Below are 23829 nucleotides of genomic sequence, written 5' to 3' on the forward strand. Positions count from 1 at the left end.
GCTCGTTCCACCGCAATAATGTTCCGCCAGATCACTAAACGCTCGACATTCGCACGTTCCGCCGCAATAAAGTTCCACCAGACAACTAATCGCCCGACATTCGCATGTTTCACCGCAATAATGTTCCACCTGATCACTATACGATCGACATTCGCACGTTCTTCCGCAATAAAGTTCCACCAGACAACTAATCATCACACACTCGCACGCTCTACCAAACTAATGTTCCACTTGATCACCAACCGCTGTCCCTCGCCCGCTCCAACGACTTTCAGCCTCACTTTTTACCTCATCCCCGCCACAATACAAAGGGCCACAACCTCCACGACATATGGGGGCTGTGGCCTTTTGAACTGCCTATTACATTATCCTCGCACCAACTCCTGCAACTGATTGCTTTACAATTCCTCTTCAGCCAGAACGGTAGTTTCGGCGTTAAGGAGCCATTGGCCGTTTGTTTTTACCGCCTCGTTCAGTACCGTTTGGCGTAGCTTCTGTTTCTGGCCGCCAATGTCCGACTCGGTGATGACGATCGCGAGCAGCGTTGCTTTCGAGCTGCCGTCATACTCCACCACGGCCCATTGGCCGGCGGTTGCTTGCAAGCTTCCGTTCTGGAACAGGCTCGTCAAACTTGCTTTTAACCCGGCTTTGTCAGCGACGTTAAATAAAGTGGCGATGTAGGCGTCGGCGTCTTTCGCGTTAAACGCTTTGATCTGGTTTTCGAACGCTCCGCCGATCGCTGCTTTCTCCACATCGGGAATGTCGGCGGTTTGCTTGAACAAATCGGGAACATTCGTATATTCGACGTATGTCACTTCGATGTTGTATATTTTCCAACTGCCATCTTTCGCCTTGTGCAGCGTATAACGGGTTTCGGAACGATTATCCGGGTAAAATCCGCCGCTCACCTTCGTCGTTTTCTCAATGAGAGTGACGGTTGCCGCCGTGTCGGAATAGGACTCTAAATATTTAGCTTCGTATACCGTTTTCGTTTTTGCAGTGTCCCACATTTTCTTAACCTGTTCCAGATCAAGCTTCGAATCTTCCGAGATTAAAGCGACAAGTCCGGTGCTGTCGGCCGCCGCTTCAAGCAGCTGCAGCTTGTTAAACACGTCGTAAACCGCCGCTTTTTGCTCGGCAGTAGGCCCTTGATAAGTCAGCGCGATCGTTTTCGTCTTGGCATCCCATTCGACGCCGAAGCTCGTCAGTTTGGCGGCGAAGCGTACGCCGACCACCACACTGCCGTTGTGTTCGATCGTTTCCCCTGCGCTTGGGTACAATGTTCCGTTCGCGAAAGCTTGCTCCCCCTGCAAAACGACAAGGGCATCTTCCGTCCTTGCGCGGACCGCGTTGCTTGCCTCATCGATCTCGCTCTCGTAACCAAGTGCTTTGAACAAAGCTCCATATTCAACATAGGCCTTCCCATGATCAACGTACAGACCAACCCCGAAATCAACCGCTTTGCCGTTCACAGTCACTTTAACCGGAAGCGAAGCTTTAACCGCCGTGACGGGCGCGGCAGTTACCGCGGCGTTTACGGCCGTCGCCGCAGACGCAGAAGCCGTTCCTCCAACCGCGCTAGCAACCAAAACTGATAACAACATGAAAGATAAACGTTTCAAAATAGCGCACCAGCTTTCCGACAAATGTAAAAGTCTACCTCTTAATCTAGTCAATGCGAGTCAACCGTTCAAGCACCATTAGACCTAATATTGGAAAAATCCCTTCTCCGACGCAAGTCCAGTACGCCAGCCGAACTCGAGTCGGATTTCGCCATTCAGCCAAATCGGTAAAATAAGGGTATTGGAGAGCCGAGGTCGGCTTCATCAAAGGAGGAAGTCTCTTGCGAGTCGTTAAATCATCTTATGTAATCGCATTTTTTGCTTTAGCAGTCAGCTTGTTCTTGGCGGTGCAGTATTTCGTTGCCGGGGACGCGAAAAGCGCCGATTTCGTCCAACAGAAGTTGAAAGAAATGAGCTTAAGCGATTTCTGGTATGTTGTGCTGTACGTACACATCGTCGGCAGCATCGCCGCGATGGTCGTCGGATGGAGTCAATTTATTCGAAAATGGCGAGCGAAATCTCGCGGTTTGCATAAAGCGATCGGCAAAATTTACGCAGCAGGCGTTCTTCTCGGCGGCTTGTCCGGCATCTACCTTGCGTTCTACGCTTCGGGAGGTCCAGTCGCGACAGCCGGTTTTCTGCTGCTCGCGATCGCTTGGTTGTACACGATGTTGCGTGGCGTCAAAGCGATCGTCACGAACGGCGACAGAACTGCACACCGGAGATGGATGATGCGCAGTTACGCCCTGACTTTCGCTGCCGTCATGCTGCGAATCTATGTTCCGATCTGCATGATGATTTTCGGAAATGACGCATTCAACGATTATTATAGAATTATCGCTTGGTTATGTTGGGTGCCAAACCTGATCTTCGTGGAATGGCTTATTCGCCGCAGAACAGCCAACCTCAGTCGGAGATTAGACTCTTCAAGTCGCTCAACGACGGCTTCTTGAACTGGACGTTTACTTGCCCGTCGCCCCACTTCAAAGCTTTAATGTGCAGAAATTTGGGCAGATCGTCGCCGATTGTAATGACACGATCAGAGAACATGGACAGCGGCAGGTTGACGCCTTTCAATCGAGCTGACTCCGCCGTAGCGATGACGTTCGGCTCTTCCCATCTGAGCCGATAATCCACCTTAAGGCCCGCGCTGATCCTATCTTTCCAGATGACGTTTAAGTCGGCGTGCAGCACATCGCCTTCCAGTCGGAAACCCGCTCCCGTCACGAGTACATCCGGCTCGACTTGCGGGTTGTCCGCCAGCGATTTTTTCGCCAAGTTAACAATATCTTCGTCGGTCAAAACCAATTCCGTCGACACGCGCTTGGCCATACTGATCGCACGGTCTTTCAGCGGCACTTTCTCGTACGTCAAATCCAGATTTTGACTCGGCCTGACGTAATACAACGCGCCAACGCCTGCAGCAACAATGATAATTACGAATACGAAAAATCCGATTAACCATTTTCTCACCTTGCAATTGTCCCCTTCCCCTGGTTTGCCGATTGAATCGTACGGCATCCCATTGACTTCCGCTTCACGGAAGAGTATAACATGTATAACATTCCACGACGGGAACGCGTTGCCCGGTTCCTTCGACCTTCAGAGAGTCGGCGATTTGCTGCGAGCCGACGGCCGAAGATCGGACGATATCCTCCCCGAGAAGCCTAGGCGAATCGCCGGCGTACGCCGGTTCAGTAGCCATGGACGGATTCCACCGTTACGGGAACGCCGTATTTGTATATACGGCACGCGAGCGCCTAACGTTGCGCCGGAGACGATTCCGGACGCACATTAGGAACGAGGGTGGTACCGCGGATTACGATCCGTCCCTTTTTCGGGGACGGTTTTTTTATGTTTCATGAAGGTGCCTGCTTCCTCATCTTCCACCCGAAAGGAAAATGCCGTATGTCCAACCGTAACGTTGACCGCTCCATCTCACTCGCCGACATCTTGAACGCTCATCGCGTGTTGCAGGATGTCGTCCAACCGACGCCCTTGCAATACAATCAAGCGCTGTCCACCAAATTCGACTGCAACGTCTATTTGAAGCGCGAAGATTTACAAGTTGTCCGTTCTTTCAAAATTCGGGGTGCATACACGCTTATTGCTTCGTTACCCGAGTCGGAACGCGCTCGCGGCGTCGTCTGCGCAAGCGCCGGCAACCATGCCCAAGGCGTCGCCTACTCGTGCCGCAAACTCGGCATTCCAGGCATTATTTACATGCCGGCAACGACGCCGCGTCAGAAAATTACCCAAGTGCGCCTGTTCGGCGGTGAGTTCGTCGACATTCGGCTTACCGGCGATACGTTCGACGATGCCTACGCCGAAGCGATCCGCGTCAGCGCACAGGAAGAGCTGCCCTTCATCCATCCGTTCGACGATCCTCTCATCGTCGCCGGCAATGCGACCGTCGGCAAGGAAATTATCGAAGGCGGCGCGCCCGACATTGACTTACTCCTCGTCACGATCGGGGGCGGCGGCCTGGCAGCGGGCGTATCGACCTATATTAAGGCGATCAGTCCCGCAACGCGTATCGTCGGCGTCGAGCCGGAAGGCGCGCCTTCAATGAAGCAAGCGATCGCGAGCGGCCACGTCGTTACGCTTCCGGAAATCGACAAGTTCGTTGATGGCGCTGCCGTCAAAAGAGTTGGCGATCTGACCTACGACGTCTGCCGCGAATTGCTGGACGATATCGTCGTCATCCCCGAAGGACGCGTATGTACAACGATACTGGAGCTTTACAACGAGAACGCCATCGTCGCCGAACCGGCAGGCGCGCTCACTGTTGCCGCCCTATCCGCTATCCATCCGGAGCAGCTTAAAGGCAAGACTGTCGTCTGCATTATTAGCGGAGGGAACAACGATATCGACCGCATGCAAGAGATTAAGGAGCGTTCCCTTATATACGAAGGTTTGAAGCATTACTTTATGATCAATTTCCCGCAACGCGCAGGCGCTCTTCGGGAATTCCTGGATGACGTGCTCGGCCCGAACGACGACATCGTACAATTCGAGTATACAAAGAAACATAACAAGGAAAACGGCCCTGCCCTCGTCGGCATCGAGCTCAAAACGCCTGAAGATTATAGCGGTTTGATTGGCCGGATGGAAAGCAAAGGCTTCCACTTCCTCGAACTGAATAAAGATCCGATTCTGTTTAACTTGCTCATCTGAGTCGCCGCCGCCAACCGTCCGGTTCGTTCGCGTTCCTGCGCTTTATCCGTATTTTACACTCCCGGGTTACAGTTGAAAGTAGCTTCGAATATCGGGAAAGCGGGTGCGCGAATGAACAAAAGGCGCAAAATATTTATCCTGTACGCGAGCTTCGGCGAAGGTCACCGGCAAGCGGCTTCCGCGCTGAGCCAAAGCTTCGAGCGGACGGGCGGCGCGGATACGGTGCTGATCGATCTGCTGGCGGAAGCGCACCCGTTCCTTAACGGGGTTAGCCGATTCGTCTATGCCAAAAGCTACAACGTCATGCCCCAGTTGTATGGCTGGGTGTACGAAACGACGAGAGATATGGACGCGGGTTCGCCGTTCGCGAACTGGTTGCATTCGTTCGGCAGCGTCGCCTTGCGCAAGTTGATCGAACGGGACAATCCCGATGCGATCGTTCATACGTTCCCGATGCTTGTTCTTCCTACCCTCTTCCGCAAAATCGGGCGAACGATTCCGATGTTTAACGTCATTACGGACTTCGATCTTCATCGCCGCTGGCTGCATCCGGCGGTGGATAAATATTATGTCGCGACGGATGATATGAGCAAGCAGCTTCGCTCGCTCGGTGTGCGACCCGATCGGATCGCGGCGACCGGCATTCCGATTCGGCCGGCTTTCCGCCCGGACGGTCCGCGTACCGGCGTCGCGGCCAAGTATGGGCTCGATGAACGACGCCCTATCGTCATGGTGATGGCTCCGCCCAATGTTCCATCTTCAGAGACGTCCAAGATGTGCCTGATGTTGCGCGATCGCTGCAATGCCCAAGTCGCGGTCATCTGCGGGCGAGACAAAACGCTGCGGGATTCGCTTGCTTCGGCGCTAGCTTTCCGGGCGGGGATCGCCGTACTCGGTTTCGTCGAACGTATCGACGAGCTGATGGCCGCATCCCGTTGCCTCATTACGAAGCCGGGCGGACTTACGCTTTCTGAAGCGATTGCGGCCAGGCTTCCGCTACTGCTTTACCGCCCGGTCCCGGGCCAGGAGCTTGGCAACGCCAAGTACTTGTCGGGAAAAGGCGCAGCCGTTATTTGCCGCGATTCGTACGACGTCGTGCGGGCCGCCGGCCGTCTGCTGGAAGACGACTCCGCGTCGTATGCGATCCGTGCAGCGCTCGAAAAGCTTCGCAAACCCGATGCGTCGGACCGAATCGCCTTGGATATTGCAACACAATTGCATATAATGGAAAGAGCTTCCTCGAAGGCGGCCTCGTTTCCACGCACGACTTTGTTGCCGACTTCTCGCTAGACGCGATTCCGATAAAGAGGAGTGCCGCAATTGAAATTATCTACGAATGCTTTTATGAAGCGAGACATGCTGCTCAATTTGTTTATTCTTTACCTCGTCGAATTCGTTCGCGGTGCCGCACTGATCAGCTTCTTGCCGATTTATGGAGAAAAGGCGCTCGGACTCGAACTCGATGTAATCGGCGCCGCAATTACCGCGCATTATGTGACAGACACAGCGCTTAAACTTGCAATCGGATATTTGCTCGATCGTTTATCGGTAAGGACTGTCGTCGGCGTCGGCCTTTTCTTCTCGTTCATCGGCATATTCATTCTTCAATTCGCCGACGTTCCATGGCTGTTCATCACGGCTGCGGCTGTCTACGGCATCGGGATTTCCCCGATCTGGATCGTCTGTTTGACGAAAATCAAAGAGGATCAACGCGCGACGCAAATGGGCTTCCTGTACACGATATGGCTCGTCGGCCTCGGCAGCGGCCCTATCGTGTCAAACTTGTTGCTCGACATCGACCTGGACCTGACTTTTTACATCATAGCCGGCGTGGCGCTTGCTTCCTGGTTGCTGTCGCTGCTCATTCCCGGCGGAAGAAGTATGCACATCGATGTTGTGCCGTTCCGCAAACAACTTTCCATACTCGGAAGCCGTTTGAAAGACATGCGGCTATTGCTGCCCGGCATGGTGCTTCAGACGCTCGGAGCAGGTATGCTGCTGCCGATCTTGCCCAGCTTCGCGGTGAACGATCTCGGCATGACCGCGACGCATTATTCCGTACTGCTATTGATCGGCGGCGGTTGCACGATCGTCGGTCTGATCCCGATGGGCAAACTGTCGGACGCGCTCGGTAAAAAATGGTTTCTTATCGTAGGATTTCTGTCGTTCGGCATGGTGTTATTCGCGCTGACGCAGAAGCCTCCGCTGGGGTTGGCCCTTTTCTGGGCATTCCTGCTCGGCATCTCCTATGCTGCAGTACTGCCCGCATGGAACGCACTTCTCGCGGCCTTCGTGCCGCCTGGCCAACAAGGACTCGGCTGGGGTGTATTTTCCACCGTCGAAGGCATCGGGGGCATCGTCGGTCCCGTTATCGGCGGTTTGCTCGCCACCTCCTACGGGGGATCGTCCGTCGTTGGGCTTGCCGGCATTCTATTTATCGTCATCAGCTCGTTTTATTTATTTTTCCCGTTCCGGCTGTTCAAAGGCGACTCCCCCGTCAAGTAACAGGGAGGTTCGTCTTCCGCCGCGAATTGGGGCGCCATTATTTATCGCCGTCAGGGCCGAATGGAGTCGCAACTATTGGTAACCCCTAATTTCGGGTATTTCTCTTGGCATATTCATGAATGGATCTCTTACATCAAGACATTGGATCTGGAACAAATCGAACGGTGGCTCAAAAAATACTCCGAGCTTGGGCCGCTCCCCGGCATTTTATTACCTTTCCTGGAAGCATTCCTACCGTTCCTGCCACTCGTCGTCTTCGTCATCGCCAATACGCTCGCATACGGCATGTGGCTTGGCTTCCTGTATTCGTGGATCGGCGCGACCGCTGGTTCATTGGCCGTCTTCCTTATCGCACGGAAGCTTGGAACTCGCAGAGGGGACATGCTTCGAAGAAGGTTCCCGAAGACGGAAAAGCTGTTCGGATACGTGGAGCGAAGTGGTTTCACGCCGATTTTCCTGCTCTCCTGCTTTCCGTTCACGCCATCCGTTCTCGTCAATGTGGCCTCCGGCTTGTCGAGGCTTCCGATGCACACCTATTTGATCGCGATGATGCTCGGCAAAGCGGTCATGATTTTCTGTCTTGCCTATCTCGGCAACGACTTGCATGAAATGATCGACCATCCTTGGCGTATCGGCGTCGCGCTTATCGTCCTGTTTCTGCTTTGGCTTGGGGGACGCAGACTGGAAAAACGATACGACTAATTACGCAAACCCCTCACCCTCATCTTTGCGAGCATAACCCCTCGTATCCCGAGGCAACCTAATCGGGTATTCGAACGCAAACGAGGAGGAATCGCCATGTCAAACGGCACTCATCCTTCCGACAAGCAATTGCAAGCCCGCAAGGCGCAATCGGAAGCGGATCGCAAGGGCGAAGGAAGAGCTCGCGCGAGAAAGCTTCAGTCGGAAGCGGACAGCGCGGCCGTCACGAAACACGGAGATTAGGGGGCAGCGACCGAATGAGCGACTACAAGGATCGAATGGATCCGATTTCGGGCGAACAGGTGCCTGTGGATGGCGTCTATCGCAACGAATGGGGACGCGAGCAGGAGTTGAATCGCGGGGACACCTTTCCCGCCGACCCGATGCTCGGAGAGACGGAGTGGGCATTAACGGAGCTAAGCTTCGACAACCATCACGAAGGCCGCACCGATCCTCGTCTCGTGCCGAAGGAGAACGACACCGACAAGCAAGGCAAAATCGACAGTCCCCGCCGTCAAATGGATCGCGGGAAGAAATAGCGGTTTTTTAAGTGAAAAATCACAAAGGGAGATCGTTGGATCATTAAACTGACCAATGGATCTCCCTTTTCTTACTCTACTTGCTGACTTCCGGTTCGAGCAATAGCAGCAATTCTCTAACAGCCGGCGAAAGTTGTTCATTGCTATTCATAATTGTATTAAAAAAAGGAATCGCATCTTTAAGCAAACAATGGCTGAAATAATAATAGCTGAAAAATACTTTTTCCTCGTAACCGGGAGGTTCCTCTTTCCCCCACAGCAAATCGTCCTCTTCCTCGTCTTCCGGCCAAAGATACTTTTCATCGAGCAACTCGTGCATCGTATCGACCGTATTTTGCGAATCCATATACTCCAAAGTTATAGAAGAAGCTACTGTCATATACAGTTCCATTTCTCTTAAAGAAATTTTCTGGCTTCCGAGTGGTCAGTTTTTGCAGCAACATACATAACACCCAAGGCGTCGCTTGCCACAATGTGCCCTGATGTTCGATCAGATTGACTAACTCGTCATATTGTCCTGATTCTATTAGCCGCGGAAGGTTCGTGCCTCTTCCATAAGCTGTCGTCAATCGCTTCCAAGGAATGTCGTTGATAGCTCGTATTCTGTTCAAAGAGCGTCTTCCCCTTCGCCTTGATCCCGCTGCAGCCACTGCTCCATCAGCTTATCCAGCCGCCGAAGCTGCTCTTCGTACGAATAGACGGCCGAAGTAATCACGAGAATACGCGCGCGCGAAGTCACTTCCTCGCTCTGCCGCTCGCCAATGAGCTCAGTCAGAAGAGCCGATGCGTCGGGAGGCGGTGCGGCTGCGGTCGCTCCCGGTTTCATTTTGCCGTCCCATTTCCAGAGCAACTGTTCGTGGTAGCCGCACAGCACTTCAATCTGCCGATCGATGAGATGATTCCAGGCTTTCGGCGTGCTTACTTGCCAGTAGTGCGACTCGACCGCTTCGATTAACGTGTACCCTCGCTCTAGTGCAAGCAACATGCCCTTGTATACGACAAGCAGACGTCCCCGTTCCAGTCTGGCTCCTTTGCGCCATACCCGCTCCTCGGCGAACAAATCGTAGAACTCATCCAGCTTGCGAAGCTTATTCCTCAGCAGAAGTTGCTCTTCGCGATACACGTTCTCCTTCAGTTCATTGGAGACGACCGTTCTCAGCAAACGCGAAAGCAGCGCTTGCGTCTCCTCGACCTGTTTCACAAAGCGGTTGCGATGCCTCGGCGGGGCAATGATCACGTTCACCGCGAACGCGGACGCCATGCCTACAAGGATCGCTTGCAACCTGTCCCATGCGACCGTCCAGCCTTGCCCTTGGGCCTCCATGACAACAACGACGGTCACAAGCGTCAATGCGATCGTGTCTTCAGTTTTGAGCCGGATACATAGCAAAATAACGCCGACGCAGACAAGGCCGACAACGATCGGCGCATTGCCGATCAGACTGACCGCACCGATCGCGATAGCCGCTCCGAGCACATTGCTCTGCACCTGCTCCAACACTTGCTTCCACGAACGGTAGATCGACGGCTGAATCGTGAAGATCGCAGCGATCGCTGCGATCAGCGGCGAATCCAGCCCGACAAGCGAGCCGACCCAGAGCGCGACCGCGACGGCCAGTCCGGTCTTGAGCACTCTTGCGCCAATCGTCATCCTTGCTCCACCTCGTCCTCTTCGCTCGCCAACAACACGTCCATCCGCGCAACTTCTCGCCCGTTCACGACGAGCGCCATCCCGTGAGCGCCAGGGTAATGGCGTCTGGTGGACAGGTCGGCGAACGAGAAGTTTCTGCCGCCGCTTGGACGCGAGCCGCCTTCGCAATCTTTCTCGCTTAGTTTGAACAGCTTCCGGTACATTTTACCCGTTGAACGGGGAAACGTCACCGCCAGCTCGACCCGCAGCTTCGTCGTCTCCCCCTCCGGCACGCGAAGCGCATACCGGAAGTTGACCGATTCGCCGATTCGTATCGCTCTCGGCTCGATCTCCCACTCGAGCACATCCACATCAGTCGGCACGATTCCAAACAGCGCCATCGCTTCCGGATTCGCCGCGCGAATCAGCCCACGGCAGCCGTGGCGGACGATCCAGTCCGATTCTTGGCGCTGCCCGAACCAACGCTTCGCAACTTCAAGCACAAGCGCCGGGTGATCTTTGGATATATCATTTAAGTTGTTCGCGACGCTTTTCCTCACGTATTCGGACGGGTCGGCTTTCAGCATCTCAAGAATGGGCCAGATCGGTCCGGGGTCTCGCTTAAGCTCCGGCAACGCGTCCGCCCAAGGCAATCTCGGCCTGCAGCCTTCGCTGGCCAATCGGCGCACATGCTCATTCGGATGCTCCGCCCAGCTTTCCATCTGCGCCATCATTCTGGCCTGATCCCGCTTAATGAAAGGCCGCACCGCGAACTCCGCACTCGACAGCTTCGTGAATCGCTCCAGCGCGGCGATCGAACGGTCCCAATGATCAAGCCCGAACGTCTCCACGAAATCGGGAAAAAACAAATAAGGAAACCCACGGCAATCGTCCGAGATCGCCTCCAGAACGTCAAGCGCTTTCCCATAGTCGGAAGGCAGCGTCGCGCCCAGCGTTTCCGTAATTTTTCTCATTCTGCCTTTCAATTCTAACTCGTCCCAGCCCGGGCCGAGCGTTGTCCGCACGAACGATTTCTCATCGAACGAAGGGTACGCCTCTGCGACCTTGCCGGCGAACTCCCTTAGGAAAGTTTCGTCGTACATCGCTTTGAGCGGTTCCGCCATGTTGATATCCCCCTAGTTGCCAATAATTCATTATAGCATCCGCGGATGCTCTCCCCGCAAGGGCTTCCGCTCCGCCCCCCGCCCTCTTATAATAGGGGACAGACAATAGGAAACAGTCAGTCGCAATTTCAGGGAGGCATGTACGGCTTGATTTTATTCGTCGTCAACGAGAAATCCGGCAATGGCCGCGGCAAAAAAATATGGGCGGCAGTCGAGGAGAAGTTGAAAGCGACTGGCACTGCCTACGAGAAACTGGCTACTGTATCGGAAGCGGATGCGGTAGACCGCGTTAGAGATATCGTGCAGCGCGGACGATTGAAAGCGGTTGCCGTTATCGGAGGCGACGGCACTCTACACGGCTTGCTGCCGATCATTGCCGGGACGGGTATTCCGTATGGCCTGATTCCATCCGGATCGGGCAACGACACGTCACGAACGCTCGGCATTCCCGCCGACCCGTTGCGGGCGCTCGATATTATTTTGGCCGGCAAGACGAGAGCGATCGACCTGCTCGAGACGACTGCGGAAGGCGGCATCGAACAGCGCACGCTGACTGCCGTCGCCATCGGTCTCGACGGAGCCGTAGCGGCCGACGTGAACGGATCGCGCTACAAGCGGTGGTGCAACAAGCTCCGCATCGGTTCTTTCGCCTATATCATCGGCCTGTTCCGCGCTTTGGCCATGTTCAAACCGCGCCCCATTACGGTGACGGTCGATGGCATCCCGCACGAATTCTCCCAAGGCTGGCTGTCCGTCATCGCAAGCGGTCCGAGCTACGGCGGAGGCTTACGCATATGCCCGGACGCGCGGCCTGACGACGGCAAGCTGCACGTGTGCGTCGTCCATAATTGCTCCGTCGGCCGCATCCTGCTCGTCTTTCCGACGCTGCTGACAGGCGGACATGTCAAAAGGACGCGTTACGTCACGATCCTGTCCGGATCGAGCGCAACCGTCCGTTCTGAATTCCCTATGCTTGCCTTCGGCGACGGCGAGCCTTCCGGCGTTACGCCGATTACCGCAGTCGTCCGCCCCGGTCAGCTCGATTTCTTGATTGCCGTTTCCGGGTAACGGAACGGCAACATAATCTCGAACAGCGTGCCGACGCCTAGTTGGCTTTTCACATCGATTTTTCCTTGATGGTTGTCTACGATTTTGTAGCTGACCATCAGCCCTAATCCCGTTCCTCTTTCCTTCGTCGTGTAGAACGGCTGTCCCATTTTGGCCAACTGTTCGTCATCGATGCCTGGCCCTTCGTCTCGAATGCGAACATAGACGCCGTCGCTCTCGCGGGATAGCTTGATCTGGATGGCACCGCCGTCGATCATTGCTTCTATGGCGTTTTTGATCACGTTGATGAACACTTGTTTGACTTGATTTTCCACGCCGTAAATCCATAATGGGTCGGTGCCGTACTCCGCCTCGATCGAAATATTATGCAAATTCGCCTGCGTCTCCAGCAGCGTGACCGTGTCCCTCATCATTACTCTCATATCCTGATAAGCCAGGTCGTACACTTGAGGCTTCGACAGCATGAGCAGTTCGCTTACGATATCCTCGATCCGATCCAGCTCCGCGTTCATGATGTCGTAATAGCTGCTGCTGCTTTTTCGCCCGGAGGCGATCAACTGAAGAAATCCTTTAAGCGATGTCAGCGGGTTGCGAATCTCGTGCGCGATGCCTGCCGCCAATTGGCCGGCGACGTACAGCTTCTCGGAATTAATCATCAGTTCCTCATTTTTCTTCCGTTCCGATATGTCGCGAATGATGACTTGTACCGCCGGTTCGTTGTTCAGCGTCGTCATCGTCTCTACAATTTCCGTATGAAGCAACTTTCCTTCAAGCGTGTACCATTCTTGCTCGATCGCCTTGCCGCTGCCTGTAAAAACAAGATTATGAAGCCGTTCCTTCATCGCAAAATGATCCTTCGCCGGCAAAAACGCGTAAATAGACTTGCCGAGCAGCTCTCCATCCGACTTCGCTTCGAACATCCTCAATCCCGCGGCATTAACGAAGCCCCAGCAGTCGCCTTTCAGAATGGCGATCGTATCGAGAGAATTCTCTACTAGAAGCCGGTAACGTTCATCCATCTGACCGAGCCGCTTATCGATGTACCACGTTACGATCGTCGATAACAGAATAAGGATAGCGCCTAACGCAATAATCACCGCGAGTTGGTTGATGTCCGTATACAGCTTGTCTTTGGTGACAAAAATATTGTTCGCATATTCGATACGAATCGCCGATTCCCCAAGCAATTGAAGACAGACGACGGAAGTGCCAAGCAGCAGACTTGCCATGAATTGTCGATATCGCAAAGCACTCTCCGACAACAAGAAAGATAGGTGCGTGCCAATGAAGTTCAACCCTATCGCCAATATCAGGTAGGGCAGGCTGAAAGAAATGCTTTCTATCTCTCGGCCGAACAGGCTCATGAAATTCATGACCATAATGCCGAACGCAAGTATCGAGCTGCCGATAATCAGTCGATTCTGCCCGATGCCCTGAAACGTGAACATGACGAAAGACATTAAGGAGAAAAAAATAATCAGCATCATGGCGACTGGGCCGATCCATGTGAAATAAATTTGCTCCTCGTAGTTGTGTCTCAGAATGAAATGTTTCGCCCACATGCCGATGCCGAATACGAAGGCGCCGCCGACTAGCCAAAATTGTCTAAAGTTCCCGTTTATTCTTTTCAGATTGCCTAAAAAGTTGAACATAGTATATGATGCGAGTATGCTGATTAACAGTGCCAGAAGTAAGAAAGACGCAGGCCAGAAAGACACAGCGGAACCGTTCATTAATTCATCCCTCGCAGTATCTAGTCATGAAAGTCGCTTGTTCTATAGCATTCGACGAATGGCAGCAAATTCCTTTTCCGAATTTATCTAAAATTGGAGGTTTCATAGGTGATTAAGTCAACTTTGCAAGAGTTTAAAACATTCGCAATGCGCGGGAACGTAATTGATTTGGCTGTCGGTGTCATCATCGGCGCGGCATTCGGCAAAATCGTCACATCGCTTGTTAACGATATTATCATGCCGCCGATCGGCAAACTGCTAGGCAACGTCGATTTCAAAAATTTGTACTGGAATTTGGATCCGAGCAAGACGCTTCCCGGCGATATAAAACCGGAATCTCTGGACAAAGCTCGTGAAGCCGGAGCAGCCGTCATCGCTTACGGACAATTCATCAACATTCTCATCGACTTCCTGCTTGTCGCTTTCTGCGTCTTCATGCTCGTTAAAGTCATCAACAAGCTCAATCGGAAAAAGCCGGAAGAAGCGCCGGCCGCGGAACCGACGACGCGCGATTGCCCTTACTGTCTGTCAGCAATCCCGCTTGCCGCTTCCAAATGTTCGCATTGCACGTCCGACGTCGATCCGATCGGACAAGCCGCCAAGGCCTGACGTTATCACATGGCTGAAATATTCGACGTCTACGATGAAGATGGCAACTGGATCGGTACGGAGGAACGCGCGAAAGTGCACGAGCTCGGCCTATGGCACCATACGGTGCATTGCTGGCTCGTGCGCCGCGACGAGAAAGACACGGCTCGTATTCTGTTCCAGAAGCGTTCCGACGACAAGGACACGAATCCCGGTTGTCTGGATATTACGGTCGCGGGCCATCTGATCGCCGGGGAGACGCCTCGCGATGTCGTTCGCGAGTTGGAAGAGGAACTGGGCGTCGTCGCGACTTTCGAGCATCTGACTGCGTTTGGGACGGTTAAAGAGTATGCCGAAGGAACGGTTAGAGGGCGATCTTACGCTGACGCGGAGATCAGCCACGTGTTCGGCTTACTGACGAAGATGCCTCTTGGGGCATTCCGTTTGCAGGAGGAAGAAGTTGCCGGTTTGTATGAAGCCGATGCGGATCAGCTCATATCGCTTATGGAAGGCAAGGTCGATCGCCTGTCCGCAAGAGGCATCGCGATTCGGAACGGCTCACTCGTCGATTCGGTCGTCGAAGTCACCCGCGACTCCTTCGTACCCCGGGATTACAGCTATTACGTGGAAGTGTTTCAGTTTCTGCGTAAGTTAGCCTCCGAGCGGGAATAGCGACAACAAACAACCCCCATGATTATCCAGACGAGATAATCATGGGGGTTGTTGCATTTTTTATCGCGGTTGCAGGACGATCGGTTGCCATTTCATCTGTCCGCCTAGCACTTTACCTTCGTTCCAGCAGCCCGTAGCCGGGTGCCTGAACAGCACCTCGAGCCTGCCGTCCCCGTCGACGTCCCATACGCGAAACGGCCTTCCATCATCCATGCGTCCGAACGTCGAACTGTCTCCCACCTCCGCCCACGGCGCGGCGGCCGACGAAATCGCCAGCCACCATTTTCCGTCGAAGACGGTATGCATCAATACCTCGTCGTTGGCACCTGCGAAAGCCCCGCGCCAGCAAGAATACCCTCTCGCGAACCGGCCTTGCCCCTCCCAGTTCCGGTACCAGTTATCGACCATATGATGAATGTTGTAAAATTCGGTGTGGCGCGGCGCCGTGTCGAAATCGTTGATCTCCGGGTCGCCGAACAGTTTCGCCGATTCCTGGTGGATGCAGGCGTGCAAGTTGGACCCTTCGATGAACCGGCCGAGTTCGTCGGCGGTGGCGAAAGTTTCCGGCTGGTACATAATCCGCGCTTCCGCCTGCTGGTTATAACACCGCGATTGCCGGATCGGCTCGGGCACGGACGTCCACGCCTGCACAAGCTGCGGATCGTAACCGTTCTGGTTGTACCAAGCCATCGCGCGGCCGATGAAGTCGCGATGAAACCGCAAAAACTCCTGCCCATAGCCCGGGGGAGGATTGTTCGTATCCACGTTGTGCCGGGAATGATGCCAGCGTTTATGTTCTTCCAGCAGAGCCGGCGGGAAATTCGGAATAAGCGGCATATCGGTCGAACCTCCTCAATCGCCGCCGAAACGCCGGTTGGCGCGGCAGGCGGTTGCCTACAGCATATGCAGGCAGCAGTCGGGAGGCTACCCGTTACTTCTCGGGAGGCATGCCTGCCGCTTTGCGAATTTCGTTCGCCAACCGGTTGAACTCGTCTTTGTCCGCCTTCGTCGTCGCCACGTACCAGCCCGCGGATAGAAACCGGATGATTTTGTTCGCATCGTCCTGGCTCATCACGTCTTCTCCTCCTCCTCCCGACTTCGTATTCCACGAACCCTCGTTGCCGTAACCATCGTTTAGATCGACTTGAACGCCTCCGACGGTGGCGCCGTTTTTGTACTGATACAAGTTGGCGTGTTGGCTCTTCTTCCCGCCGCTCCAGGCGTACGTTTGCCAGAACCGTTTGCATGCGCCGCGTTTGTACATTTCCTCCACAACCGCGAACGAAGCATACACACCCGCGACATAACCTGAGATTTGCGCTGCGGCCGCCTTGAGATATTGCTCAATCTTATCGTAGTCTTGCGGCTGTGCATCGTAATCAACCGCAAAATAAATGGCGCTGCCAGTCGGCTGCTTCACTGTCTGCGCCTCCTTCAACGCCGCTGCCCCGTCCTGCTGTCCCGAAGACGCGCCTCCCGCTGGCCTATTCGCAGACGTCTCGTAGACGGATACAATTTGCATCCCGGCATCCGTAATCGTCTTTGCCTCGCTTGGCGTCAGTCGTTTCCAGCCGTAGCTGTCCGGCACGAGATACCGGGCAGCGAACTTATACCCTTCCTTCGCGATCGCCCCGGCCGTCGAAGCAGTAAGCGGCGTCGCGCAATCGATTCCTTTCGTTGTCGTTGCCGTCGCACTCAACTCCTGTCTGCATCAAGTACAGTGCTTCTTTATTTAATGATCAGGGACAGCCATCGGTGTCGGCAGCTGTTCTCATGAGCGCGTGAAGTGACTGCCGACTCGCCTTAGGCGTCCTCCGACGGACTACTTTGCGGTCAACTTCGCCTTATCCAGGAACCCTATGCCAACGATCAGCACCGCGACACGCTGCTTGCGCTGCGGAACGCGTGAATACCATCCCGCTATGTGCTCGGAGGCTGTTCTCGCCCTTATAGTGAACTTTTTTGGGTTGGTGTTGCATGTGAATTAAGCGCGCTGCTCCGAACAGGAAGCGATACTCCCAGTGCTTGCCTTCGATACTGTTTACGCGAACGCCGCCAGATGCGACGAAGTACGCATGCTGCATTTTTCCGTCGCCCAAGTAGATGCCGACGTGCGAGATTTTCTCGGCGAATGGACGTTTGCTGTCGTTGAGCCAAGCTTTCGTTCCTTTGCAGTCCATGAAGAACATCAGAAGAAGAGCGCCTAGAGTGCAGGTTGAATTTATCAAGCTTCGTTGTCCAAGCCGTATCCGGCTATAGAACGGTTACTGACACCGTGTAATTGTTTCCGGCCGTACTTGTCTTAGTAATCCTCAAAATATGCGTAGTCGCGTCGAACGTATAGTCGGAACCAGGCGTCAACGTCACCCCATTAATTTTGACGTTCGCCAATCCCGAAGAGCCCGTATACACGTCCAGCTCTTCGAACGAGCTGTCGAAGCCCATGCTTAGCGTTTTCGTCCCGGCGTTCCAATTCAAGCTCGTCAAATTGATATTCTGGTAGTTATGGCGCGTATTCGTTCCGATCAGGAGAGGGTAGACCCCGCCGTAACTTTGCTCTAGGTCGCGGAACAGAATCTCTCCCCATGCCTGGGATTCCCCCATTCCCGCATAACCAAGCTCGTTGCGAATAACCAGCGCATCATCCGTATCCCACTGCGGAAGCTGCAAGAAATGGCTCAACGCTTTCAGCGCTTTCGGACTTTGTTTGTTGCCATAGGCCAGGTAGGTCTTGGTCGTGTAGTAGCCTTTGTTGTTGTTCGCACTGATGTCCTGCAAATGCGTTTCATATTCGGAGGCTTTAGGATCGTTCATTCCTTTGAACTTCCTTATGGCGTATATGGCATTGCCAAGCCCGTCATTATCGTTCGCGAACAGTCCGGTCGCCGCCGTAGGGAATTTGTCGTACACGAATTGGGCTAGTTGCGCATATGTTTTCCCGGCGATCGTTGTCGTGCCGTCGACGTCAGCCATGACCGACAGCCCGTGCAGCAGCGGCCCCAATTCCCCATAATACAAGGAACCGTTCGTAACGTCTGCGTACGAGGACCAGTTATAGCTCGGGTAATCATTCAAGTTCCGGTATAGGATGGCGATCGCGTCGTTCAAGACGGTTTTGGCATCGGAGTCGGCTGGATGGTTCGCGCTCCAAGAAGCGAGACCCATGACCGGATAACCGTAGTTCATCAGCCTGCCGAACAAATAATTATCGTACTTCGCGGAATTGTATACCGTCGGCTCGTAGCTGTCCGCCGTACCTCCGAGCATATGGGAGCCGAACCGAATCTTCTCCAAATACTCGCTCCACTTGGTACCTTGAGTTAAAGTGCCGTTATATTTGAAATAAGAGCTGCCGTTCGATTGCAGGATACCCTCGAAGCGGCTCGGGTTGTTTTTCGCGAGATCTTCTCCCCTAACGAAGCCTTTGCCGTTGTCGTACAGTAGCCAAGCTTGGCTTGCCCATTGCTTGACGGATCCGAAGAAGGTCGGATTACCGATTCCGTCATTATTCATAGCTTTGACGATCAGTCTCGGGTTGGCGATCGAACCGCTCGTAGGCGTGATCGAGCCTTCGACCTCTGCGACCCCTCCGTGAATGGTCACTTTGAAATAGACGTGCACCCGGTTCTCGTCTTTGGTGAACTCGACGACCATCGCGTTCGTCGCCGGATCGAAGGTGACGGACCTCGTCGTCGGATTCGCGATTTCAAGCGGCGTAAGTCCGTCATAACCGTAAGCGAACCGGAGAGCGCCCAGCGGATCGGCACCATACGTGCTCTCTTTGAACGTTAACCTGGGTACCGACAGATCGCCTGTGACGAGGTAAATGCCGTTGTCGAACTTCAATTGCGGGTCTACGAAGACGCTTTGCCCTTGTCCGTATCGAAAATCCGCCCATCGATGGGTCGGCAATCCCCGCGGCATGCTCTCTTTTACGAAATTCGCCAGATTCTGCGTCGATCCGAGTGCATAAGTCTGAGGGAGCCCCTGCAGGCCCATCAACATCTCCGCGGAATCGGTGCTCCATCTCATGCTGCTCTCGATATATCCCCTCGTCTCCGTATTTCGATAATCTCCCAACTGCGGATCGTAATAAACCCTCTGACCTCTTTCTTGAGGCTTGACCAGGTAATCCGATACGTTGCGGACATCTAGCCGGTTGGACCTGGCGATTGTGTTGCCGCCCGCATCACAGACGTCGATGATGTAGACGTATGTTTTCTCCGCTTCCAAAGAACTCGTATAAGTAAGCGCATTCACATTGGTGATCGTTGCGTCCAAATAATAGGGGTGCATCTGCGGTAGGTACTGGAAGTTTTTGTTCCAATCGCCACCTGTGTAGGTTCTCAGGGCCGGGTAAGTTTTCGGGAATTTGTAGATTTTGTACGAGCCGAAGTTGCTGCCGGTATACTTCGCCCAGTTTAACGCGACCCGATTGGCCGACGGAGCGCCGGCGGATAGAGCAAATGAAGGGTAGGGCACGACGTTCACGTCGAACCACAAGCCCAGATTGTTCAAGAAGGTGCCGTCCGCCTTGACGGGGCGTAAATACACTCTGCTCGTGCCAAGTTCTTCCTGACCCGTGAAGCTGAACTCGAATCTGCCCGTACCGCCCGTCGCGATTCCGGAATAGTTGGGAGCGGCAGGCCGGTTAAATTGGAGCCATCTGTCGTAACCGGTGAAGATCGAGCCCGTTTCCTGCGAATAGGCGCTGTCCGTATGAGCCAGGACGACTTCGTTGGTCGGCCAACCAAACAGCCACGTATCGCTGCCCGTATTTTTCAGATCGACCCAGAATCGCCCCGTCTCGCCCGGATGGACGGTAATCGACGAGGCGCTTTCCGCCACATATTGGGCGCTGAAATTCGCGTAGACCGGAGCGCTTGCCAAGAAGACGGACAGCAGGCTTGTTCCAATAGCAAATCGCTTCTTATTCATAAGATGTGCGACCTCCCATTCAATATGGATCGTTTAGTATGACGGCGCTTTCATTTGGGTGCCGGGAAGAGCCCTCCGTTAAGAGGGCTTCTCCCGACATGTTACTTACCGGCCGCAAGAAATGCGTCCGCTTGCTTCTGAAACTCGGCGATGACCTTCTCGAGTCCGGCTTTTTTCAGTTCCTTGCTGTATTGGGGAACCGCGGTTTCCGGATCCAATACGCCCGTCGCGATACCGTATTTGTATTTGTTCTCGATGGTGCTCATTGCGGCCAATTCGGTTTTGACCGGAGTTTGGTCGAAGTTGAAGCCCATGATCGGGCTGAACAGCTTCGTATCCTTATCGAAATCCTGAAGCTGCTGCATGAAGTCCTTGGCGTCGGATGCTTTCGGCTTCAAGAACTTCGGATTTTGCCACATCCATTCCGGCGGAGCGTATCCGATCTTCGAAGCGTCTACGCCTTCCGGGGCGACGATAGCGCCGTCCTTGATGTCGAAATGCGTACCCTTAATACCATTGGTCATCATATCGTAGTTGTCTTCGTTTTGCTGAATCCAGTTCAGGAACATAACCGCCCTGTCGATGTTCTTCGACGACGCGGCGACGCTCTGGAAGTTCCAGGTCGTCGTTGGCATGTAAGGTTCCGATGTGAGCAGAATCTTCACGAATTCGACTTGCGCGCCTTCCACGGCAATGTTGCGGGAATAGTTATTATACTCGTACACATCTCCGCCGCCAATGGCCGCTTTTCCGGAATTAAAGTCTGCCCGGATGTCCCGGCCGACCATGACATCCTTGTCGATGTAGCCTTTCTGGTACAGTGATCGGATAAACCGAGCATCTTCCAATGTTTGCGGACGATCATACTTCGCTTCCGCTTTCTTCGTGCCATAATTGAAAACAATGCCGTCGGATATGGTGCTTTGCACGACTTCGCCGCGGCGGAAATCGGCGGGCGGTTCGTTAAAGACGATCATTTCCGGGTTGTTCTTCTTGACTGCCTCCGCGTAAGCGAGAAGGTCGTCCATCGTTTTCACCTCCGGAAGCCCGTACTTCTCGCGCAAGTCTTTGCGCAGCGTGGCCGTGTAGTAGCCTTTCGTCGTGCCTAGCGCGCCGGCCGGTACGCCGTATTTCTTGCCGTTTACCGTAACCGGCGGCCAGTATTTCTTGTCGAGCGCCGCCACGATGGCTTGCCCGTGCTTGGACAACGCCTCGTCGAGCGGGGCGATCGAGTTCGATTTAACGAACGTGCCAAGAAGGCCAGGTTCCGTCCACATGATGTCCACCTGATCGCCCGTCGCCAGCATGATGGGGAGCTTCTGAAAATAATCGCCCCAAGGAATGTACTGATATTTCAATTTCACGTTGATTCCGTCTTCCGCCAATTTCTTCTCCAGCGCTGCCGTTACCGTAGCTTGATCCGGCTGCGGGTCGCCTGGGTAAACGATGTTCAGCGTCACTTCCGGCAATGGCTCGGAATCTTTATTCGTTGCGCTTTCTTGCGGCGATGACGAGCTGCTTCCGCTAGGCGCGGCATTGCTCTCTTTTCCTTCCGCTTGATCGTTCTTCGAGCCGCAAGCGCTCGCAAACGTCGCCAGCAGAAGGCTTGCCAAGACGACCCCCAACATTTTTCTAATCGAATTGCGCATGTGTATTCCTCCTCTTTATTTATAAGGCTTATCTATACAAATCTTTGCAGATTGTATACGCAATGGCGAAGCTTCCCGTCAACCTTTCACGCTTCCGACGGTCAGCCCTTTGACGAAGTAACGCTGCAAGAACGGATACAGCAAGATGATCGGTCCGATCGTAAGCACCGTCGTCGCCATCTTCACGCCTTCTTTGGGAATAGCGGCGGCGGCAACGGATGAATTCGCGGAATTGGAAGCCGCGTACGTAATATTGGAAGTAATGGCCCGAATGAGCAATTGCAGCGGATACAGCTCCCGGTCGCTCACGAGCATGAGGCCTAGCCACCAATCGTTCCAATAGCTGATCGCGTAGAACAGGCAGATCGTCGCGAGTCCGGGCAGAGCCAAAGGCAGCGCGATTCTGAACAGCAGATGGACGTCGTTGGCCCCGTCGATTTTGGCGGCTTCGAAGATCGAGTTGTCGATGGTCGAGATGAAGCTTCTCATAATGAGCAGGTTAAACGCATTAATGGCATAGGGAACGATTAACGCGAGAAGGTGGTCGTACAGGTGCAAATATTTCGTCGTGACGATATACCACGGTACGAGACCGCCGTTGAACAGCATCGTGAAGTAGACGAGGAACGAGATCGGGCCGGACATTTTCCATTCTTTTCTCGATAGGGCGAACGCCATCATCGTCGTCAGCAGCATGCTGATCAAGGTGCCTGCCACGGTAACGATAACAGTCACCCGGTAGGCGTCCAGGATGGAAGAACCTCTCCCAAGTACGAACTTGTAAGCCGCAAACGTCAGGTCGTGAGGGAAGAGATCGAATCCGTTTGCCCGAATATACCGCTCGTCCGTCAGCGAAGTGGAGATGATGGTCATGAACGGGATAATGGCGGCAACGACGAACAAGATCATGTAAACGTAGGCGAATCCCGCGACGATTTTATCGCCGGGCGAATGGTGCTTCATCGGGTAGAACTCCTTTCCGGACTCATCTTCTAGAACAGGGCTGAATCTTTGTCGTGTCTGCGCACGATGGCATTGACCGTAAAGACGAGAGCGAAACCGACGATGGATTGCAGCAACCCTGTTGCGGACGACATGCCGACGTCGTTTAACGTCCGAAGCGCGCGATACACGTAGGTGTCGATCACGTCGGTCGTCGAGAATAATAGGCTGTTGTCGCCTACCAGACCGTAGATCATTCCGAAATCCCCGTAGAAAATCCGTCCGATCGCCAGCAGCAGCAATATGATAATCGTCTTGGATATGCCCGGGATGGTAATGTGCCACATTTGTCTGAGCTTGCTCGCGCCGTCGAGCGCCGCCGATTCGTATTGCTCTTGGTCGATTCCGGAGATAGCCGCGAGGTAGATGATACTGTTGAACCCTACCGTCTTCCAGGAAGACAGCACGACCAGAATGCCCGGCCATAATTCGGCGCGCCCGTACCAATTGACCGGATCCAGCCCCATATTTTTCAACCAACCGTTCAGAATGCCGAAGTCCGTGTTCAGGAAGTTATAGGCAAACACGGCGACGATAATCCAAGAGATGAAATTCGGCAAAATAATGAGCGACTGGGATACTTTCTTGAACAAGACGAACCGAATTTCGTTCACCAGCACGGCGGTGAGCACAGCCAGTACGGTGCCTACGCCGATGAACAACGCATTCAAATAAAGCGTGTTGAAGATCGCTTTCAGGACGGATGCCGTATCGACCGTCAAAAATCTGAAATTGTCCAATCCGTTGAACGGGCTGCCAAAAATCCCCAAGTCCATGCGGTATTCTTTGAATGCAACGACAACTCCGGTCATCGGCCAATAACAGAAAAGCAGAAAATAAACGAGTCCCGGCAAAGCCAACAAATACAAAAATCTGTTTTTGACAAGGTCGGTCGATATGAAGCGCGCGGCTCTCCTCACCATGTTCACCTCTTTCTTTC

General features: G+C 53.9%; 24 protein-coding genes. 10 read left to right on the forward strand and 14 right to left on the reverse strand.

Going from position 1 to position 23829, the window contains the following annotated elements:
• Positions 1–398 precede the first annotated feature (398 nt).
• Positions 399–1604, reverse strand: a complete 1206-nt coding sequence (locus ACFPOF_RS31365) for a stalk domain-containing protein (RefSeq protein ID WP_378139745.1) — start codon at positions 1602–1604, stop codon at positions 399–401.
• 239 nt (positions 1605–1843) lie between these two features.
• On the opposite strand from ACFPOF_RS31365, the gene ACFPOF_RS31370 reads away from it, so the two are divergent.
• The gene (locus ACFPOF_RS31370) at positions 1844–2515 is read left to right on the forward strand and encodes a DUF2306 domain-containing protein (protein ID WP_378139747.1); all 672 of its coding nucleotides are present in this window, start codon (positions 1844–1846) and stop codon (positions 2513–2515) included.
• Here ACFPOF_RS31370 and ACFPOF_RS31375 read toward each other — a convergent pair.
• The gene (locus ACFPOF_RS31375; protein ID WP_378139749.1) at positions 2469–3035 is read right to left on the reverse strand and encodes a hypothetical protein; all 567 of its coding nucleotides are present in this window, start codon (positions 3033–3035) and stop codon (positions 2469–2471) included. The genes ACFPOF_RS31370 and ACFPOF_RS31375 overlap by 47 nt on opposite strands.
• A 64-nt stretch (positions 3036–3099) precedes the next feature.
• Positions 3100–3267 carry a hypothetical protein gene (locus ACFPOF_RS33580; RefSeq protein WP_465251477.1) on the reverse strand — a complete coding sequence of 56 codons (168 nt, stop codon included), beginning with the start codon at positions 3265–3267 and terminating at the stop codon, positions 3100–3102.
• A gap of 203 nt (positions 3268–3470) precedes the next feature.
• Between ACFPOF_RS33580 and ilvA the strand changes: the two genes are divergently transcribed.
• From ilvA to ACFPOF_RS31405, 6 genes are all read left to right on the forward strand, one after another.
• Complete coding sequence (ilvA, locus tag ACFPOF_RS31380) at positions 3471–4739, forward strand: threonine ammonia-lyase IlvA (protein ID WP_378139751.1); 1269 nt, start codon at positions 3471–3473, stop codon at positions 4737–4739.
• Between the two features lie 111 nt (positions 4740–4850).
• Positions 4851–6029 carry an MGDG synthase family glycosyltransferase gene (locus ACFPOF_RS31385; protein ID WP_378139753.1) on the forward strand — a complete coding sequence of 393 codons (1179 nt, stop codon included), beginning with the start codon at positions 4851–4853 and terminating at the stop codon, positions 6027–6029.
• 21 nt (positions 6030–6050) lie between these two features.
• Positions 6051–7244: an MFS transporter gene (locus ACFPOF_RS31390; RefSeq protein ID WP_378139755.1), complete on the forward strand. Its 1194-nt coding sequence runs from the start codon at positions 6051–6053 to the stop codon at positions 7242–7244.
• A 75-nt stretch (positions 7245–7319) separates the two neighbouring features.
• Positions 7320–7946, forward strand: a complete 627-nt coding sequence (locus tag ACFPOF_RS31395) for a TVP38/TMEM64 family protein (protein ID WP_378139757.1) — start codon at positions 7320–7322, stop codon at positions 7944–7946.
• A 96-nt stretch (positions 7947–8042) separates the two neighbouring features.
• Entirely contained in the window at positions 8043–8189 is a 147-nt protein-coding gene (locus ACFPOF_RS31400) for a hypothetical protein (RefSeq protein ID WP_378139759.1), read from the forward strand.
• Between the two features lie 14 nt (positions 8190–8203).
• On the forward strand, positions 8204–8485 hold the full coding sequence (locus tag ACFPOF_RS31405) for a transposase (RefSeq protein ID WP_378139761.1): 282 nt from the start codon (positions 8204–8206) through the stop codon (positions 8483–8485).
• A 76-nt stretch (positions 8486–8561) separates the two neighbouring features.
• Here the strand turns inward: ACFPOF_RS31405 and ACFPOF_RS31410 are convergent, their stop codons facing one another.
• The 3 genes from ACFPOF_RS31410 to ACFPOF_RS31420 form a co-directional block, all read right to left on the reverse strand.
• Positions 8562–8831: a hypothetical protein gene (locus ACFPOF_RS31410; RefSeq protein WP_378139763.1), complete on the reverse strand. Its 270-nt coding sequence runs from the start codon at positions 8829–8831 to the stop codon at positions 8562–8564.
• A gap of 261 nt (positions 8832–9092) precedes the next feature.
• Positions 9093–10136 (reverse strand): FUSC family protein, encoded by a 1044-nt coding sequence (locus tag ACFPOF_RS31415; protein ID WP_378139765.1) that lies wholly within the window; start codon positions 10134–10136, stop codon positions 9093–9095.
• Positions 10133–11239 (reverse strand): DNA alkylation repair protein, encoded by a 1107-nt coding sequence (locus ACFPOF_RS31420; RefSeq protein ID WP_378139767.1) that lies wholly within the window; start codon positions 11237–11239, stop codon positions 10133–10135. The genes ACFPOF_RS31415 and ACFPOF_RS31420 overlap by 4 nt, the downstream gene beginning before the upstream one ends.
• A 147-nt stretch (positions 11240–11386) precedes the next feature.
• On the opposite strand from ACFPOF_RS31420, the gene ACFPOF_RS31425 reads away from it, so the two are divergent.
• Positions 11387–12307 carry a diacylglycerol/lipid kinase family protein gene (locus tag ACFPOF_RS31425; protein WP_378139769.1) on the forward strand — a complete coding sequence of 307 codons (921 nt, stop codon included), beginning with the start codon at positions 11387–11389 and terminating at the stop codon, positions 12305–12307.
• Here the strand turns inward: ACFPOF_RS31425 and ACFPOF_RS31430 are convergent.
• Positions 12274–14040, reverse strand: a complete 1767-nt coding sequence (locus tag ACFPOF_RS31430) for an ATP-binding protein (protein WP_378139771.1) — start codon at positions 14038–14040, stop codon at positions 12274–12276. The two genes, ACFPOF_RS31425 and ACFPOF_RS31430, sit on opposite strands and share 34 nt — an antisense overlap.
• Before the next feature lie 111 nt (positions 14041–14151).
• Here ACFPOF_RS31430 and mscL point away from each other — a divergent pair, with 111 nt between their 5' ends.
• Together mscL and ACFPOF_RS31440 are read left to right on the forward strand one after the other, a co-directional pair.
• Complete coding sequence (mscL, locus tag ACFPOF_RS31435) at positions 14152–14649, forward strand: large conductance mechanosensitive channel protein MscL (RefSeq protein WP_378140465.1); 498 nt, start codon at positions 14152–14154, stop codon at positions 14647–14649.
• A gap of 9 nt (positions 14650–14658) precedes the next feature.
• On the forward strand, positions 14659–15300 hold the full coding sequence (locus ACFPOF_RS31440; RefSeq protein ID WP_378139773.1) for an NUDIX hydrolase: 642 nt from the start codon (positions 14659–14661) through the stop codon (positions 15298–15300).
• A gap of 60 nt (positions 15301–15360) precedes the next feature.
• On the opposite strand, the gene ACFPOF_RS31445 is transcribed toward ACFPOF_RS31440, so the two are convergent.
• The 7 genes from ACFPOF_RS31445 to ACFPOF_RS31475 all read right to left on the reverse strand — a co-directional run bounded on the left by ACFPOF_RS31445 (position 15361) and on the right by ACFPOF_RS31475 (position 23812).
• Positions 15361–16137, reverse strand: a complete 777-nt coding sequence (locus ACFPOF_RS31445; protein ID WP_378139775.1) for a hypothetical protein — start codon at positions 16135–16137, stop codon at positions 15361–15363.
• Positions 16138–16231: 94 nt separating this feature from the next.
• A complete protein-coding gene (locus ACFPOF_RS31450; protein ID WP_378139777.1) occupies positions 16232–16999 on the reverse strand; it encodes a DUF1906 domain-containing protein in 768 nt (255 codons plus the stop codon).
• Positions 17000–17144: 145 nt separating this feature from the next.
• Positions 17145–17489, reverse strand: coding sequence for an NlpC/P60 family protein (locus ACFPOF_RS31455; RefSeq protein ID WP_378139779.1), 345 nt, complete (start codon positions 17487–17489; stop codon positions 17145–17147).
• Between the two features lie 64 nt (positions 17490–17553).
• A complete protein-coding gene (locus ACFPOF_RS31460; protein WP_378139781.1) occupies positions 17554–20238 on the reverse strand; it encodes a hypothetical protein in 2685 nt (894 codons plus the stop codon).
• A 101-nt stretch (positions 20239–20339) separates the two neighbouring features.
• Positions 20340–21887: an extracellular solute-binding protein gene (locus ACFPOF_RS31465; protein WP_378139783.1), complete on the reverse strand. Its 1548-nt coding sequence runs from the start codon at positions 21885–21887 to the stop codon at positions 20340–20342.
• A 78-nt stretch (positions 21888–21965) separates the two neighbouring features.
• Entirely contained in the window at positions 21966–22850 is an 885-nt protein-coding gene (locus ACFPOF_RS31470) for a carbohydrate ABC transporter permease (RefSeq protein WP_378139785.1), read from the reverse strand.
• A gap of 29 nt (positions 22851–22879) precedes the next feature.
• A complete protein-coding gene (locus ACFPOF_RS31475) occupies positions 22880–23812 on the reverse strand; it encodes an ABC transporter permease (protein ID WP_378139787.1) in 933 nt (310 codons plus the stop codon).
• Between the last annotated feature and the right edge of the window lie 17 nt (positions 23813–23829).

The organism is Cohnella soli (assembly GCF_042655525.1).
Classification (GTDB): domain Bacteria; phylum Bacillota; class Bacilli; order Paenibacillales; family Paenibacillaceae; genus Cohnella; species Cohnella soli.

What these genes read in the sequence shown, in the direction of transcription:
- ACFPOF_RS31430 (WP_378139771.1), bottom strand. Translation starts at nt 14,040, where the DNA reads ATGAACGGTTCCGCTGTGTCTTTCTGGCCTGCGTCTTTCTTACTTCTG.
- ACFPOF_RS31415 (WP_378139765.1), bottom strand. Translation starts at nt 10,136, where the DNA reads ATGACGATTGGCGCAAGAGTGCTCAAGACCGGACTGGCCGTCGCGGTC.
- ACFPOF_RS31365 (WP_378139745.1), bottom strand. Translation starts at nt 1,604, where the DNA reads ATGTTGTTATCAGTTTTGGTTGCTAGCGCGGTTGGAGGAACGGCTTCT.
- ACFPOF_RS31400 (WP_378139759.1), top strand. Translation starts at nt 8,043, where the DNA reads ATGTCAAACGGCACTCATCCTTCCGACAAGCAATTGCAAGCCCGCAAG.
- ACFPOF_RS31440 (WP_378139773.1), top strand. Translation starts at nt 14,659, where the DNA reads ATGGCTGAAATATTCGACGTCTACGATGAAGATGGCAACTGGATCGGT.
- ACFPOF_RS31405 (WP_378139761.1), top strand. Translation starts at nt 8,204, where the DNA reads ATGAGCGACTACAAGGATCGAATGGATCCGATTTCGGGCGAACAGGTG.
- ACFPOF_RS33580 (WP_465251477.1), bottom strand. Translation starts at nt 3,267, where the DNA reads ATGGCTACTGAACCGGCGTACGCCGGCGATTCGCCTAGGCTTCTCGGG.
- ACFPOF_RS31475 (WP_378139787.1), bottom strand. Translation starts at nt 23,812, where the DNA reads ATGGTGAGGAGAGCCGCGCGCTTCATATCGACCGACCTTGTCAAAAAC.
- ACFPOF_RS31410 (WP_378139763.1), bottom strand. Translation starts at nt 8,831, where the DNA reads ATGGATTCGCAAAATACGGTCGATACGATGCACGAGTTGCTCGATGAA.
- ACFPOF_RS31445 (WP_378139775.1), bottom strand. Translation starts at nt 16,137, where the DNA reads ATGCCGCTTATTCCGAATTTCCCGCCGGCTCTGCTGGAAGAACATAAA.
- ACFPOF_RS31465 (WP_378139783.1), bottom strand. Translation starts at nt 21,887, where the DNA reads ATGCGCAATTCGATTAGAAAAATGTTGGGGGTCGTCTTGGCAAGCCTT.
- ACFPOF_RS31460 (WP_378139781.1), bottom strand. Translation starts at nt 20,238, where the DNA reads ATGAATAAGAAGCGATTTGCTATTGGAACAAGCCTGCTGTCCGTCTTC.
- ACFPOF_RS31470 (WP_378139785.1), bottom strand. Translation starts at nt 22,850, where the DNA reads ATGAAGCACCATTCGCCCGGCGATAAAATCGTCGCGGGATTCGCCTAC.
- ACFPOF_RS31420 (WP_378139767.1), bottom strand. Translation starts at nt 11,239, where the DNA reads ATGGCGGAACCGCTCAAAGCGATGTACGACGAAACTTTCCTAAGGGAG.
- ilvA (WP_378139751.1), top strand. Translation starts at nt 3,471, where the DNA reads ATGTCCAACCGTAACGTTGACCGCTCCATCTCACTCGCCGACATCTTG.
- ACFPOF_RS31385 (WP_378139753.1), top strand. Translation starts at nt 4,851, where the DNA reads ATGAACAAAAGGCGCAAAATATTTATCCTGTACGCGAGCTTCGGCGAA.
- ACFPOF_RS31455 (WP_378139779.1), bottom strand. Translation starts at nt 17,489, where the DNA reads ATGTTCTTCATGGACTGCAAAGGAACGAAAGCTTGGCTCAACGACAGC.